The sequence below is a fragment of the Paramylibacter ulvae genome, from assembly GCF_014652655.1.
Lineage (GTDB): Bacteria > Pseudomonadota > Alphaproteobacteria > Rhodobacterales > Rhodobacteraceae > Amylibacter > Amylibacter ulvae.
In genome coordinates, this window is sequence record NZ_BMZF01000001.1 from 107701 (window position 1) to 123049 (window position 15349).

Annotated in this window: 14 protein-coding genes; 7 read left to right on the plus strand and 7 right to left on the minus strand. The window is 48.3% G+C overall.

Annotated elements, in window-relative coordinates; all coding sequences use genetic code 11:
- Window positions 1–12: 12 nt before the first annotated feature.
- From IE094_RS00605 to IE094_RS00615, 3 genes are read right to left on the minus strand one after another with little or no spacing between them, the layout of a single operon-like run.
- On the minus strand, window positions 13–1092 hold the full coding sequence (locus IE094_RS00605) for a dihydropteroate synthase (protein ID WP_189638638.1): 1080 nt from the start codon (window positions 1090–1092) through the stop codon (window positions 13–15).
- Between the two features lie 10 nt (window positions 1093–1102).
- The gene (locus tag IE094_RS00610) at window positions 1103–2026 is read right to left on the minus strand and encodes a methylenetetrahydrofolate reductase (protein WP_189638639.1); all 924 of its coding nucleotides are present in this window, start codon (window positions 2024–2026) and stop codon (window positions 1103–1105) included.
- 28 nt (window positions 2027–2054) lie between these two features.
- Window positions 2055–2351 carry a virulence factor gene (locus tag IE094_RS00615; RefSeq protein WP_189638640.1) on the minus strand — a complete coding sequence of 99 codons (297 nt, stop codon included), beginning with the start codon at window positions 2349–2351 and terminating at the stop codon, window positions 2055–2057.
- 189 nt (window positions 2352–2540) lie between these two features.
- Here IE094_RS00615 and IE094_RS00620 point away from each other — a divergent pair, with 189 nt between their 5' ends.
- On the plus strand, window positions 2541–3653 hold the full coding sequence (locus tag IE094_RS00620) for a Ppx/GppA phosphatase family protein (RefSeq protein ID WP_189638641.1): 1113 nt from the start codon (window positions 2541–2543) through the stop codon (window positions 3651–3653).
- A gap of 10 nt (window positions 3654–3663) precedes the next feature.
- Entirely contained in the window at window positions 3664–4371 is a 708-nt protein-coding gene (locus IE094_RS00625) for an RlmE family RNA methyltransferase (RefSeq protein ID WP_189638642.1), read from the plus strand.
- On the opposite strand, the gene IE094_RS00630 is transcribed toward IE094_RS00625, so the two are convergent.
- From IE094_RS00630 to IE094_RS00640, 3 genes are all read right to left on the minus strand, one after another.
- Entirely contained in the window at window positions 4368–5114 is a 747-nt protein-coding gene (locus IE094_RS00630) for a sulfite exporter TauE/SafE family protein (RefSeq protein WP_189638643.1), read from the minus strand. The two genes, IE094_RS00625 and IE094_RS00630, sit on opposite strands and share 4 nt — an antisense overlap.
- A 92-nt stretch (window positions 5115–5206) precedes the next feature.
- Window positions 5207–7150, minus strand: a complete 1944-nt coding sequence (locus IE094_RS00635; protein WP_189638644.1) for an ATP-binding protein — start codon at window positions 7148–7150, stop codon at window positions 5207–5209.
- Window positions 7151–7158: 8 nt separating this feature from the next.
- A complete protein-coding gene (locus IE094_RS00640; RefSeq protein WP_189638645.1) occupies window positions 7159–8166 on the minus strand; it encodes a cytochrome-c peroxidase in 1008 nt (335 codons plus the stop codon).
- 182 nt (window positions 8167–8348) lie between these two features.
- On the opposite strand from IE094_RS00640, the gene guaB reads away from it, so the two are divergent.
- The 3 genes from guaB to IE094_RS00655 are packed head-to-tail and all read left to right on the plus strand — an operon-like array spanning window position 8349 to window position 12837.
- Complete coding sequence (guaB, locus tag IE094_RS00645; RefSeq protein WP_189638646.1) at window positions 8349–9803, plus strand: IMP dehydrogenase; 1455 nt, start codon at window positions 8349–8351, stop codon at window positions 9801–9803.
- Window positions 9803–10996 carry an RsmB/NOP family class I SAM-dependent RNA methyltransferase gene (locus IE094_RS00650; RefSeq protein WP_189638647.1) on the plus strand — a complete coding sequence of 398 codons (1194 nt, stop codon included), beginning with the start codon at window positions 9803–9805 and terminating at the stop codon, window positions 10994–10996. Before guaB ends, IE094_RS00650 begins: the two co-directional genes overlap by 1 nt.
- 29 nt (window positions 10997–11025) lie before the next feature.
- On the plus strand, window positions 11026–12837 hold the full coding sequence (locus IE094_RS00655; protein WP_189638648.1) for a hybrid sensor histidine kinase/response regulator: 1812 nt from the start codon (window positions 11026–11028) through the stop codon (window positions 12835–12837).
- Window position 12838: 1 nt separating this feature from the next.
- Here the strand turns inward: IE094_RS00655 and IE094_RS00660 are convergent, their stop codons facing one another.
- Window positions 12839–13435, minus strand: coding sequence for a gamma-glutamyl kinase (locus IE094_RS00660; RefSeq protein ID WP_189638649.1), 597 nt, complete (start codon window positions 13433–13435; stop codon window positions 12839–12841).
- Between the two features lie 183 nt (window positions 13436–13618).
- On the opposite strand from IE094_RS00660, the gene recA reads away from it, so the two are divergent.
- Window positions 13619–14710, plus strand: coding sequence for a recombinase RecA (gene recA / locus IE094_RS00665; protein ID WP_189638650.1), 1092 nt, complete (start codon window positions 13619–13621; stop codon window positions 14708–14710).
- A gap of 68 nt (window positions 14711–14778) precedes the next feature.
- Window positions 14779–15327, plus strand: a complete 549-nt coding sequence (locus IE094_RS00670) for an MOSC domain-containing protein (RefSeq protein WP_189638651.1) — start codon at window positions 14779–14781, stop codon at window positions 15325–15327.
- Window positions 15328–15349 lie beyond the last annotated feature (22 nt).

The following is a 15349-nucleotide window of genomic DNA, read 5'->3' on the forward strand; positions in this document are numbered from 1 at the left end:
TTTCAAACGTTGTTAACCGCGACGACGGCCGCGGCCACCGCGACGGCCGCGTGCGCCTGCTTCTACACCACCATCGTCGACCTTGTTAAACTTGATCCATTCCGATCCGTTTGCGTCTTGGTCGATCAGGAAATTGGCGGCGCGGATTGCTTCCATTTCTTTGCCTGGGGTGTATTTGGTGGAACCCATGCCGGTAAGTTTCGCGAGCATCTCTGGATCAATATCATCGGGTACGATAATGCCAGCGGCGGCGAGTTCGTCCAATTTGGCTTGGATTTTTTTCGGGCCAACAGGGATTTGAACAGGGTTCATAATCGCAGATGTCATCCCAGCAGTCATCGCCATTGGCAAAAACGCATTGTTCACACCGTGGCGGTTAGGCAGGCCGAATGAAATGTTGGATGCACCACAGGTCGTGTTCACGCCCAATTCTTCGCGCAGTTTACGCACCAAGGCGAACACTTGGTTGCCCGCAGAACCCATTGCACCAATCGGCATCACCAGTGGATCGACCACAATGTCATGCGCAGGAATGCCATAATCGGCGGCATGTGCCACGATTTTTTTGGCCACGGCAAAACGAACCTCTGGGTCCTCTGAAATGCCAGTTTCATCATTTGAAATCGCCACAACTGGGACGTTGTATTTTTTAACCAGTGGCAGAACCTTTTCCAGGTTTTCCACTTCGCCCGTCACGGAATTGACCAAGGGGCGTCCGTTACAGGCCTGTAATCCAGCCTCAAGTGCGGCGGGAACCGAGCTATCGATGCACAACGGCGTTTCGACGGTGTTTTGCACCAGTTCGATCAATTGGCGCATCAAGGGTGGCTCGACAAAGTTATTGTCGGCATATCGTACGTCTTCGGCCATTTTGTTGCTGAAAACAGCGCCTGAGTTGATATCCAATACGCCAGCACCCGCCAAGGTTTGCGCAATCGCATCGCGTTCCACAGATGAAAAATCACCTGCTTCGAGTTCGGCGTTCAAAATTTTGCGCCCCGTGGGGTTGATCCGTTCCCCGATCACGCAAAAGGGTTGGTCAAAACCGATGATCGCTGTTTTGGTTTTGCTCTCGATAATGGTGCGTGTCATTTGTATTCCTTTAGGATTGAACGGCGGGAACGCCTGATGCGCCGCCGTGGGTCATTGCCCAAGTTGCATTTGTTTTGATCCCGCCGAGCGGGAAAAAATGAACCTGTGCAATGTTGAAATCTGGGTTTGCGGCCTTGTGCTCGGCCAATTCTGTGATGATGTCATTTGGTTCAAACGGTAACATCAATTTTGTTACATCCTTTGCGCGGCGTTGCAATACGCGCAGGCTTGGCCCCACACCACAGGCAATGGCGAATTTCACCATTGTTTGCAATTTTGCAGGACCCGCGATGCCGATATGAACCGGAATATCAATGCCTTGGGCCACAAGGTTATTGGCCCATTCAATCACGGGTTCGCTTTCGAAACAAAACTGTGTGGCGATGGCCATGTGCGCATCGGTGCGTTTGGAAAATTCCTGTTTCCAAGACAATGCCGCATCAACATTTTTGCGCGTTCCATCGGGATCAATATCGCGATTTCCCTCTGGGTGACCCGCGACATGCAAATTGGTGAAACCCGCACGATCAAACAAACCTGTTTCCAGCAACTGCATAGATGTTTCAAAATCACCTTGTGGTGCATCTAAACCACCCGCGAGCAACAAAGCCTGTTTTACACCTGCCTCGTTGGCATAACGTGAAATCCATGTTTCCAAGGTTGCGCGATCCTTGATGATACGCGCAGGAAAATGGGGCATCACATCGTAACCCTCATCGGTGATACGTTTGGCGGTTGCCACCATATCATCAATCGGGGTGCCATCAATATGGGCGATGTAAACGCGCGTACCAGATGGGAGCAGGGCGCGAAAATCTTCTACCTTGGCGGCGGTGCGCGGCATCACCTCGATCGAGTAACCCTGCAGAAATGATTCCACATTTGGATTGACTGAATCCGTCACCATTTTTGGTTTAAGATTGAACAATGACATGGCCTGACCCACCCTTGCTAGAAAAGATTTACGCCCAGCCGTCATTGGCAATCAGCGTTTTTAATTTTTCCTGATCAAACTCTTTATCCAGCAGTTCAGCTTGGTCTTTTGCGACTTGATCTTGATCGCCTTCGACGTCGAACGGTTCTGCCTTGCGCCATTCGGCAAGATAGGCATCCGTATCCTGCGCGCCAATTTTCATCGCGCAACGATCGATCGCCTGTTCAAAGCGTTCGGGCAATTGCACCTTTGCGCCACGTCGGCCTTTGCCAACAATGACCTGTGCGGGAATATCGCGCCAATATACGATTGTGACTGCTGGCATGTTTCACCTCATTAACATTTTATTTTCTGTAACGCTTGCAGCGTACATAACAGGTGCGGTTTTCGACTTCACTGGCAAAAGAAGCGACCAAATTGGTAATCTTGCATAAAGGATATTTGATTCATTCATCATGATCGCTTGATATGGGGCGGATTGGGGCGTAACATTTACGTAACCTAGGAATATAAAATGTCACAAAATGCCTCTGATAAGGTCATCGCGTTCCCAAATGTCGGGAATCAGACCGCGGGGGTGGCGCAAGAAACCGAATTATTTGGTGCCCTTGATTTGGGTACAAACAGTTGCCGCATGTTAATTGCACACCCACGTGGTGAACATTTCGAAGTTGTCGATGCATTTTCCAAACCCGTCTATTTGGGGGCGGGATTGGAAAAAACCGGCAAACTTTCGGCGAAAGCGATCCACCGCACGATGGACGCATTGCATGTCTGCGCCAAAAAATTACGCCACCATAATGTGCAAAACGCTCGCCTGATTGCGACCGCTTCGTGTCGTCAGGCCAGCAATGGGCGTGATTTCGTGAAACGCGTGTTTCGCCAAACGGGTCTGCGACTTGAAATTATCAAACCCGAAGAAGAAGCCCGCCTTGCCGCAATCGGGTGTGCTGCGCATTTGCGCCGCAGCACCGAACAGGTGTTGGTGATTGATATCGGCGGTGGGTCGACCGAATTGGTCTGGCTTGATCTGGCCGATGTGGAACCCAAAATGCGTCGCGCGGCGATGATGGGGTTGCGCACCAATTTGAAAAAACCACGAACAGGCACACCGTTTGATGGGGTCAAGGTTGTTGATTGGATTTCGGTGCCCTTTGGCGTGACCACGCTGCGTGATCAATTTTCCGATGTGGACGGCGACAAGGATCGTTATGCGATGATGTCGTGGTATTTCGAAGAATACATCGCCCAATTTGGCCCCGTGATGGAAAGCAATGAACAAGATTTCTTGCAAAATTTTCAAATCATTGGCACATCGGGCACGGTAACCACCATTGCTTCCACCCATTTGCGATTGCCTCGGTATGATCGCGATCTGGTCGACGGCCAAGCGATGAGCGCGATGCAGGTCGATGCCGAGGTTGATCGATATTTGCATATGGGGCCAAAGGGGCGTGAGAGCGAGCCGTGTATCGGGCGTAACCGTAAAGATTTAATCATGTCGGGTGCTGCCATCCTGCAAGCAATATTGCGTGTGTGGTCCACCGATACACTAACAATCGCCGATCGCGGTTTGCGCGAAGGTTTATTGTATTCACAGATGGTCAAAGCAGGCCATTTGAAGTAAAGCGTGAAACATGTCGAATGAAAAAAATACATCTGGGCGCGGTCAGCGCGATTTACGAGTGCGCGTTAAAACCGCCAAAGGACGGCGTTTGTCGTCCAAACTCTGGCTGGAACGTCAACTGAACGACCCCTACGTGCAACGTTCACAAAAGGACGGGTATCGTGGCCGTGCAGCCTATAAGATATTGGAATTGGACGAAAAATTCCGTTTCTTGGTGCCTGGCGCGCGCGTGGTTGATTTGGGCTGTGCACCTGGTGGTTGGTGTCAGATTGCCGTGCCGCGTGTGAATGCGCTTGGTGATAAAAAAGGTAAAAAGATTGGCACGATTTTGGGTGTCGATTTACAAGAGGTTGATCCGATTCCCGGTTGCGAATTGCACGTTCTTGATTTTCTGGACGAGTGCGCGGACGACAAGGTAAAAGAGTGGCTTGGCGGAAAGGCCGATGTTGTGATGTCTGATATGGCCGCGTCAAGTTCGGGGCACAAACAGACCGATCACTTGCGCATTATGCACTTGTGCGAGGCTGCGGCCTATTTTGCATTTGACGTATTGGAAGAGGGCGGCACATTTGTTGCCAAGGTTTTGGCGGGCGGTGCCGAGGGCGATTTGCAAAAATTGCTCAAACAAAAATTCACTAAGGTTGCGAATGTAAAACCCCCCGCAAGCCGTTCAGACAGTTCCGAAAAATTCGTGGTGGCAACGGGGTTTCGGGGCTAAAATAGCCGCGCAAAAAACACCGCACTCATGCTAAACCCAATGATAGCGATAATCGCGCGGATGGCCGATTTTGTTAACAACCGCGCCAGCGGTGCGCCCAAATAACCACCAATTGTGGATGCAATCATCATCACAATTGCTGATTGCCATGCGATCAAACCAGACAGCGCAAATACCCCCACGGATATTGCCGATAGCGCAAATGAAAGCCCGTTTTTCAACCCGTTCATTTGGTGAATATTCTGCATCCCCCACATGGCGAACAGCGCCAATAGCACAATACCCAATCCGCCGTTGAAATAACCGCCGTAAACGCTGACCAAAAACAGGCCAACCGCCCCTTGTGGGGTGACGGATTTTGATCGTTTGGCAAGGGCGGCGCGAATACGTTCACCAAACAAAAATACTAATGTCGCGGCCAATAACAAAAAGGGCACGATCACGCTAAACGCGCGGTTGGATGACACCAACAATAACAACGCGCCAACCACGCCCCCCGCAAGGGTAATCAGGGTTAGGCGAATTAATTGCGCGCGATCAAAGCTGCGCAGCTCTGTGCGAAATCCAAAGGCGCTGCTTAGGTATCCAGGGAAAACCGCAACCGCACTTGTCGCATTTGCCATCACGGGTGGAATGCCGATCATTACAAGTGCAGGAAAGGTTAAAAACGTACCCCCCCCCGCAATTGCATTTAAAACGCCAGCGCCAAATCCCGCCAGAATTACAAGAATAATATCAGCCATTTACACACCATTTCATTGTGCACACGCTAGCCGAATGGCGCAGGTATTTCCAGCGTCATTTCAGAGTGCTAACGGCAAAAAAAGCGAATGTGTTACTGGGGCGGATTTACAAGATGCGATTGCAATTTTTTGATCAAAACACCCTTGTTAATGGGTTTAGATAAAAATCCGTCCATACCCGCCGCCAAACAATTTTCGCGATCAGATTGCATAGCATTTGCAGTCAACGCAATGATCGGACAGGCAGATAGCGCGTTTTTTGTCTCATATGCACGAATTTCACGCGCAGCAGACAGCCCACCCATTACGGGCATTGATAAATCCATCAATATCAATTCTGGCCGGCGTTGTTTAAATGTATCCACTGCGCATTGTCCGTTTTGGCAGATTTTGATTTCAAGCCCCAATTTTTGCAACATTTTGCGGATCACAAGCTGGTTGGTTTTATTGTCTTCGGCGATCAAGATATAACCATCAATGTCAAATCGCGTCGGATTATCGTAGTCACGCAATACAAGATGTTTCGCGGTGGTTATCTTGTCGGTCACGGTCGTAACTGGCATCGAAATCGTGAACGTCGAACCCATGCCTTCTTGGGACGTAACGTTTATTGTTCCCCCCATCAATTCAATCATTCTCGCCGAAATGGCCAAGCCCAGACCCGTTCCATCAAATTCGCGCGTTGCTTCGTTGTCAACTTGTTCAAAGGCAGCAAAAATCTTGTTAATGTTTTTCTGGGGAATGCCAACGCCCGTGTCGGTGACCCGCAAATTCAACACCTGTTGTTCTTCATCGTTATCGATCTGTAATTTTGTGGTCACCTGACCCGTATTGGTGAATTTCACTGCATTGCCAATAAGGTTTAAAAACACTTGGCGCAATCGCCCCGCATCACCCATGATCAACGGTATGTGAGTATCCGTTTGATCAATCATCGCGATCTGTTTTTCGCGCGCCTTTGGCGCGAGCAGATTGTTAACCTCTTGCAAAGTGCGTGCGACGTCAAATGGTTCATGGATCAGTAACATTTTGCCCGCCTCGATTTTCGAAAAATCAAGAATGTCATTGATGATCGTCAACAGCGCCTGACTAGAATTTGTGATTGTTGTACAAAATTCGCGTTGCTCTGGCGTCAGCGTTGTTTCGTTTAACAAATCACTCATGCCAATAATCCCATTCATCGGAGTGCGGATTTCATGGCTCATATTCGCCAAAAATGCCGATTTGGCGCGGGTGGATTCTGTGGCGGCGATGACCGCGTCGTTCAATTTTTGCGAAATTTTTTCCTTTTCAATCAGTGATTTTCGCAAATCTGACAATGCCATTGTTGTGCTTTCGACCTCGTCCAGTTTGTCAAAGTTTTTGTGTTTATCGCTGCCTGACATTACGAACAGCTCGTTTGCGAAATCCAATATGGTTTGCGATAATTTGTTTGCAAATCGTGCGGAAAACAATGCAGCCGTAAACATTAACACGATCATCGAAATTGCAACCAATCCTGTTGCGTTTAGCTGGCTTTTGGTGATGCCTTCGCTAATACCAACGGTTGATTTTAATGTCGTGTATTCAATTTGTTTTGACAGTTGGATCAAATGCGTTGCACGCCGATCCATCAATTCCAATGTGGGGATATACTCGGTGGTTCTTAACCCGAGCAAAACCCGTGCATCCGCGTCGGTTTCGTTAATCGCGTTTTGCAACTGTGTTAATAATTTTTGGTTTTCCCCGCTCAACATATTTTGACGCATCATTAAAATTGTCTGTGATAATATATTGGACGCGGTGTTGTAACTGTTCTCGATCGTTTGTTTCTCGATCAGATGTGTCATCGCACTGACATCTTGAACAAGAGTTACAATGCGGTTGATTTGGGTGCGCATTAATCGCGTTTGGTTCACCACATCCAAAGATTGGCGAAGCACCATTTCGTTTTTATAGCTGACGCGCAATGATAAAGTGGTGTTAACCCCGATTGCAACGATTCCAACAAGAAACACACAGATGAGCGGGAGGATGATGCGTTGTTTTAGCTTCATACCGTCCCCTAATTCGCTGGTAGGACGGGGGTTGGAACATCGATTTTAGTCTCCGATAAAGTTTTCATAAATGCAATCAACTGATTGATTTCATGTTCATTAATTTCAAAGGGTGATATTGCGGAACCTAGAAACCTGTCGGAAAATCCACCCTGTGCATAATGTGTGATCACTGCATTCAAATCCATCATTTCGCCACTGTGCATATATGGCGCGCGCAGCATGATGTTGCGCAAGCCAGGTGTTTTGAAAGCGTGATTATCATCAGCGAAATTTTGAGTGATTGCCGCGCGACCGATATCATCATCTGGCAGACCGATATTGTGGAACTGGTTATCGGTAAAATTCCACCCCGTGTGGCATGTGGCACATCCAGCCTTACCGTTGAACAACACAAAACCAGCGATTGCGTCATCAGAGATCGCATCATCATCGCCGTCAATCCAACGATCAAAATCTGACCATCCAGCGACAATGGTTCGTTCATATACGCCAAGAGCATCTTGGATGGACTGTGCGGTGATACCTTGGTCAGGATAGAGCGTATTGAACCATTTTCGATATTCGCTCACCTTTTCAAGCCGCGCGACGACCTGATCAAATTTTGCATTCATTTCCATGGGTGAGGTGATCGGACCGATTACCTGATCTTCGAGTGTTGCGGCGCGCCCGTCCCAGAAAAGCGGGGTAACCCATGCCATATTCAGCAATGTTGGCGCATGGCGATCAAGTGGCACATTGGCGCCACCAATTGCGGTTTTGACGGGCGTTTCCCAACCAAATGATGGATTGTGACATGACACACAGCTGATATTTTGGCCGCCAGACAAACGCGGATCGAAAAACAACATTTTGCCCAGTGTCGCGATTTGTGGGCTGAACTGTTTGTCGCGTGGAAATGGAATGTAAAACGGACGGTGATACTGTTTCTTAAGTTGCACCAATTGGTCTGAGGTATCCGCAAACAAAACCAGTCCAAATGTGACCAAACCCAAGATAAGCAATAATATTTTCACGACTGACACTCCTGTGCCAACTACTATCGTGTGGTTATTAACAATGTCTTTCGCGGCGCAAAAACAAGATTACCTGTCCAGCAAATGGTAAAATTGGGACAAGGCGTGGAATTTACCCTTTCCTTTTGCACCATGTCGTGAGATAGAGCGGCGGCAATACCGATAACTCTTGGAGATACCCAATGGAGATTCGTGAGGCACTCACCTTTGACGACGTTTTGCTGGTTCCTGGCGCATCTACTGTGCTGCCAAGTGATGCGGATGTCCGCACACAAGTAACCAAAACCATCAACATGAACATCCCGATCCTATCATCGGCGATGGACACCGTGACAGAGGCCAAAATGGCCATCGCCATGGCACAAGCGGGCGGGATTGGCGTGATCCACCGTAACTTAAGCGAAAAACAACAATCCGATGCTGTGCGCCGTGTAAAACGGTTTGTGTCGGGCACGGTTTACAACCCAATCACGTTAACACCTGATCAAACCTTGGCCGATGCCAAAAAGCTGGCGGAAAAATATCGCATCACAGGGTTTCCTGTGGTTGATGCAGATGGCCGCGTGCAGGGCATTTTGACAAACCGCGATATGCGATTTGTGTCGGACGATAAAACACCTGTTTCAGTGATGATGACCACGGATAATTTGGCGATTGTGCAAGAACCGACAAATCTGGATGATGCGCGTAGCTTGATGCATTCACGCCGTATTGAAAAATTGCTGGTGGTGAATAAGGGGAATGAGTTAACCGGATTGTTGACCATCAAGGATTTGGAACAGGCTGTTTTGAACCCACAAGCATGTAAGGATGATCTGGGCCGATTGCGTGTCGCTGCGGCGTCCACTGTGGGTGATGCAGGCTTTACGCGTTCAGAAAAGCTGATCGATGCGGGACTTGATCTGTTGGTGATTGATACTGCGCATGGGCATTCTATTTCCGTAGCGCAAACCGTTGAAAAGATTAAAAAACAATATCCAAATATACAAATCGTTGCAGGTAATGTTGCGACTGGCGATGCGACCAAGGCATTGATTGATGCGGGTGCGGATGCAGTTAAGGTTGGCATTGGCCCGGGTTCAATCTGTACCACGCGTATTGTGGCGGGTGTTGGTGTGCCACAGTTAACCGCAATTAGCGATAGCGCAAAGGCAGCGGCATCCACAAACACCCCCGTCATCGCCGATGGCGGCATCAAATTTTCGGGCGATTTTGCCAAGGCGATTGCGGCGGGCGCAAGTTGTGCCATGGTTGGTTCCATGCTTGCTGGCACGGACGAGGCACCTGGCGAAGTGATCTTGTACCAAGGGCGATCATTCAAATCGTACCGCGGCATGGGGTCTGTTGGTGCAATGGCGCGCGGCTCTGCCGATCGGTATTTCCAAAAAGAAGCCAGCAGCGACAAATTGGTACCCGAAGGCATCGAAGGCCAAGTGCCATACAAAGGCCAAGCGGGCGCTGTTTTACACCAAATGGTTGGCGGTTTGCGTGCGGCGATGGGTTACACTGGCTGTAAAACCGTGGATGATATGCGCAAGGATTGTAAGTTCGTGAAAATCAGTGGTGCAGGGCTTAAGGAAAGCCATGTCCATGATGTGCAAATCACACGTGAATCCCCGAACTATCGGATTGGCTAGTGACACCTGCTGCGCGATACGCATCCGCGATTGATATTCTGGATCAGATTTTTGATGGCGCGAGCGCGGAAAAAACGCTGACCAATTGGGCGCGCAAAAATCGATTTGCGGGATCCAAAGATCGCGCTGCATTACGCGACATCGTGTTTGATTGTTTGCGCTGCAAACGATCATATCAATACCACGCGGGGCAATCGGGCGGGCGCGGTGCGGTGCTGGGCCATGTGTTGGGCAATGGTTTGAAACCAAATGATATTTTTAGTGGTGAGGGCTACGCTCCCACCACGTTATCTGATGCGGAAACGCGCGCAATTCAAACCAACGACAGCGATGATATCGCCACAATCTATGACGTGCCCGATTGGGTGTTGCCCATGTTGCAAGAAAGCCTTGGAAATGGGTTGATTGATAACCTGAAAGCGATTCAATCGCGCGCGCCAATAGATTTGCGCGTGAACATGGCAAAGACTAATATTAAACAGGCGCAAGCCATGCTTGCACGAGATGATCTGTCAACGGAACTGGTTGATGGTGTCAAAACCGCGCTGCGCTTGTCCAAACAGACGCGCAAAATTCCGCAAACGGATGCATATAAAGACGGTCAGATCGAATTGCAGGATGCGGGATCACAACAGGTGGTTTTGGATTTGCCATTGCAAGATGCGAAAACTGTGTTGGATTATTGCGCGGGTGGCGGTGGTAAATCGCTGGCCATGGCGGCGCTGGCACCTGACGCGAGCATAGATGCCTATGACAAACATAACGATCGTTTGGGGGATTTGTCCACGCGCGCAATGCGTGCGGGCGTTGACGTGAATATCTTGTCGCAAGACCCTGTTTTAGAATATAAAAAATACGATATTGTCGTGCTGGATGTACCGTGTTCGGGCACGGGGGCATGGCGGCGTAATCCGGATGGGAAATGGAAGCTAACCCTCGACGACTTGGATGCAGTCACCCAAACACAATCTGAAATTTTGCAAAATGCGCCAAGCCTTGTCACCAACGGTGGTCGCATCGCATATATCACCTGTTCGTTGTTAAATGTTGAAAACACCGCACAGGTATCTGCGTTTCTGGCGAAAAACACGCGTTTTGCATTGGAATTTGAACGAAAATATCACCTGACAGGCGCTGGCGATGGATTTTATCTGGCAATCCTCAAAAACGAGTCAATTTTAGACGAAATTTAGGGGTTGTTAACCTTTGGTTTACCTTTTGGATGTCTGGTCTCTTGATGAAATCAAACCTGCTTTCCGATAACCTGAACCGTCGCAACAGTATAAACAGTTGGTTTATCTTCAATACATCAATTATTCTCATTCTGTGTTTGTGCTCGGTCGGGCTACAATTGATGTTGCCAAGCTCGCTATCGTTTTTGATCGCAATGGCAAGTGTCACCACATTTGGATTGGTGTTTTTCCTCACTGGGCAAAAGGGATCCGATGCGATTGATGTGCTCAAAAAAAAACGGGCGCGATCGCGCAATGTGATATCAGCATTGTTTCAACGAAAACGCGAAGCGGTGCCTTCGCATTTAATTCCCAAACAAATTCACAATTTCAACCTTTTGGATGATTTGCCGATTGCGCTTGTCACCATTGATATTCACGGACAAACGACACGTTGTAATACGGCGGCAAGAGAGCTGCTGGGGTGTTCAGGTAATGAATCACCATTGTTTTCCGAATTAACCCAAGGTTTGGGGCGATCAGTGTCACAATGGATAACATCAGAACAGCGAAATCAAAGCGTCAGTAAACCTCAGATTTTGAAAGTTAAACGCGCAAACAAAGATGTGTTCGTTCAGGTTTCATTGTCCAAAACCCGTGGTAATGGGCTGCTCGCCGTGCTGAGCGATGCAACAGAGTTAAAAACGCTCGAAGCACAATTTGTTCAAAGTCAGAAAATGCAAGCCATCGGACAGCTGGCAGGTGGCGTTGCACATGACTTTAACAACCTGCTGACTGCAATATCGGGATATTGCGATTTGTTGAAGTTACGCCATGACAAAGGTGACGCGAGCTACAGCGATCTGGAACAAATTGGGCATAACGCCAACCGTGCGGCGGCGCTGGTTGGTCAATTGCTCGCGTTTTCACGCAAACAGACATTGCAACCCAAAAGGGTTCAGGTGAATGATATCCTTTCTGATTTGACCCATCTGTTGAATCGTCTCGTCGGGGCAACGATTAAGCTTCATCTGGAACAGGATAAATTCTTGCCGCTGGCGTTTGTTGACGGGCGACAAATGGAACAGGTGATTTTGAATTTGGTGGTGAATGCGCGTGATGCCATGCCCGATGGTGGTAATGTCTGGGTGCGTAGCAAATCCATAAAATACTCACAAAACCAAAAACGCGACAAAGTTGATATCGTACAAGGTGAATATGTTTGTATCGAGGTGGAAGACGAAGGTGTTGGTATTTCCAAAGAAAACCAATCCAAAATTTTCGAACCTTTCTTTAGCACCAAAAATGTGGGCGAGGGGACGGGGCTTGGACTGTCCACAGCGTATGGAATTGTGAAACAAACGGGTGGGTACATCTTCGTCGAAAATGGCGAACATGAGGGCGCGAAATTCACCGTATTGTTGCCAGTCGCACAATCCACGGCCGTTGTTGATGAAACTTCAGAAGAAAAAAACGTTGTCCGAGCCAATGGTTTGTCAGGTGCGCTGGCTCTGTTGGTCGAGGATGAAGATCCCGTGCGTGCCTTTGCTACCCGTGCGTTGGAATTACAGGGTGTAAACGTTGTTGCCGCACGGTCTGGCGAAGAAGCGGTGGATTTGGTCAAAAAACATTGTGATCGGATCGATGTGATTGTGTCCGATGTCATTATGCCTGGTATGAACGGCCCTGAATGGGTGCGAAAGGCGCGCAAAGATTGCCCAAATGCCAAAGTGATATTCATGTCAGGTTACGCAGAAGAAGTGTTCGAAGACAAAAATAATACCATTGAAGATTACGAATTTCTGGCCAAACCGTTTTCGCTTCAAGCTTTGGTGGAAATGGTATCGAAAACCGTCGCCTAAGTTAGCGCGAGATCGTTTCGTACAAATCAAAATCTGCTTTGCGCTTTACTTGTAATTCTTTCAACAGGGTTGGACTAACCTTGATATCCATTTTTGGGGAAACGTTGTTTTGTTCAAGAATGATTTCTTGGTCCAATACAGTTTCCAAAAATGAAACCGCGCGTGGCATATCCTCGTATCGGAATAAATCGGTCACACCCAAATTACCGTTTTGTAGGGTTAAAAACCGATGCTGCGATCCCAGATTGGCATAATCGGGGCGATCATCGCCAAGGTATTCTTGGACGAACTGATTGAAATCAATCAATGCTGTGCTGGTGGAGCGTCCCAAATTTTCGGGGCGCTGACGATATCGATACCAGCTTTTCAACCAATCAAGCGGTTCGCGCATCAGTGCCATTTTTATTAATGGTTTTGATGCGTGTTTTAAAACATATGGCTCCAGAAATCGGTTAAACCGTTGTGGGCGAATATGTTTAATCGCGGGATTGTGTCGCAATGATATATCGGCGCGGGGTTCGATTTGGCGTTCAATCGCGGTGGTGCCCGTTTTTGGCACGGCAAAAAATACCAGTGATTTGTTTATAAAAATCTGCATTTTGAATGCCTTACCCGTAAATTTGAACCTCTTTACCATTTATAAACATTCATTGCGCACAGTCGATAGATAAAGTTTTACTTGAAATGTTCACTTTTTGGTCTCATAGATAGACAAAAGAACAAGAAGCGAACACAGGTGCAGATTGCGCATTGCAATTTGCTCGTAAAAAAGGGAATAGTTATGGGAACACCACTTTTAGATCTGGGCGAAAGACGAGCAATGGATAAACAAAAAGCGTTAGAATCTGCACTGGGCCAAATCGAACGACAGTTCGGCAAAGGTTCAATTATGAAATTGGGCGATGACGACGCGCGTATGGATATCGAGGCGACATCAACCGGTTCAATTGGTCTGGATATCGCGCTTGGCATCGGAGGTTTGCCCAAAGGGCGGATTGTCGAAATTTATGGCCCAGAAAGCTCTGGTAAAACCACGCTGACTTTGCACGCCATTGCTGAGGAACAGAAAAAAGGTGGGATTTGCGCATTTGTCGATGCGGAACACGCGCTTGATCCATCCTATGCTAAAAAGCTGGGCGTGGATATTGACGAGTTATTGATTTCACAGCCCGACGCGGGTGAACAGGCCTTGGAAATTGCCGATACGCTGGTGCGTTCTGGTGCGGTTTCGATGGTTGTTGTGGATTCGGTCGCTGCATTGACACCAAAAGCAGAGCTAGAAGGTGACATGGGTGATCATCAGGTCGGCGCACAAGCGCGTTTGATGTCACAAGCCATGCGCAAACTAACCGGTTCGATTTCCAAATCTGGCTGTATGGTGATCTTTATTAATCAAATTAGGATGAAAATCGGCGTGATGTTTGGTTCACCAGAAACAACATCTGGCGGTAATGCGCTGAAATTTTATTCATCAGTGCGTCTTGATATCCGCCGCATTGGCGCGATCAAGGATCGTGACGAAATCGTGGGTAACCAGACCCGTGTGAAAGTTGTGAAAAACAAAACCGCGCCACCGTTCAAACAGGTTGAATTTGACATCATGTATGGCGAAGGCATTTCTAAACGCGGCGAATTGATTGATTTAGGCGTTAAGCTTGGCTTTATCGAAAAATCAGGAAGCTGGTTTTCATACGGTGATCAACGCATCGGGCAGGGGCGCGAAAACGCGAAGACATTCATGAAAGACAACCCACAAGTGGCATGGGAAATCGAAGATAAAATCCGTGCGGCCAACGGTTTGGATTTTGACATGCCCAAACCCGAAATCGAAGCGGTGAAAAAAGCCGATGCCGACGAAGTGTTAGAAGGTTAATTCAATCTTTTTAAATCGAACGAAAGGGCTGTGTTGCGCACGGCCCTTTTTCATGTCTAATTGCGTTTATGGAACATATTACACATGATGAATTGATGGCGCATCTGCCCGATATGCTGGATGCCCCAAAGGATAATGTAAAAATCGACACGCTGTGTCTGCGCCCAGATTATGGTGCGCGTGATTTTGTTGACGAAATTACGCTCACTGTTGATCGCGGAATCCCTGGTGAACGTTGGGAAAACGCGCCGTGGATGAAATTGGATGATGGTTCACCCGATCCTCGTATTCAGGTTTCAATCCTTGGCAAACGCGTGATGGATGCCGTGTGGCGTGATCGTGAAAACACCCCACATCCAGGGGATACAATCATTGCGGATTTGGATTGTTCCCATGAAAACCTGCCCGTGGGGCAGCGTTTGAAAATTGGCGGGGCCATTGTGGAAGTCAGCGATGTGTTCAACGATGCTTGTGTCAAATGGAAGGTGCGATATGGGAAAGACGCAAAAAATTTCATCACCATTCCCGAACATGTACCCTATCGTTTACGCGGCGTTTTATGCCGCGTGGTGCAAAACGGTGTGATCCGCAAAACAGATACAATCATCAAGGTTTAATGCCATCCAAACGCATGTCCTG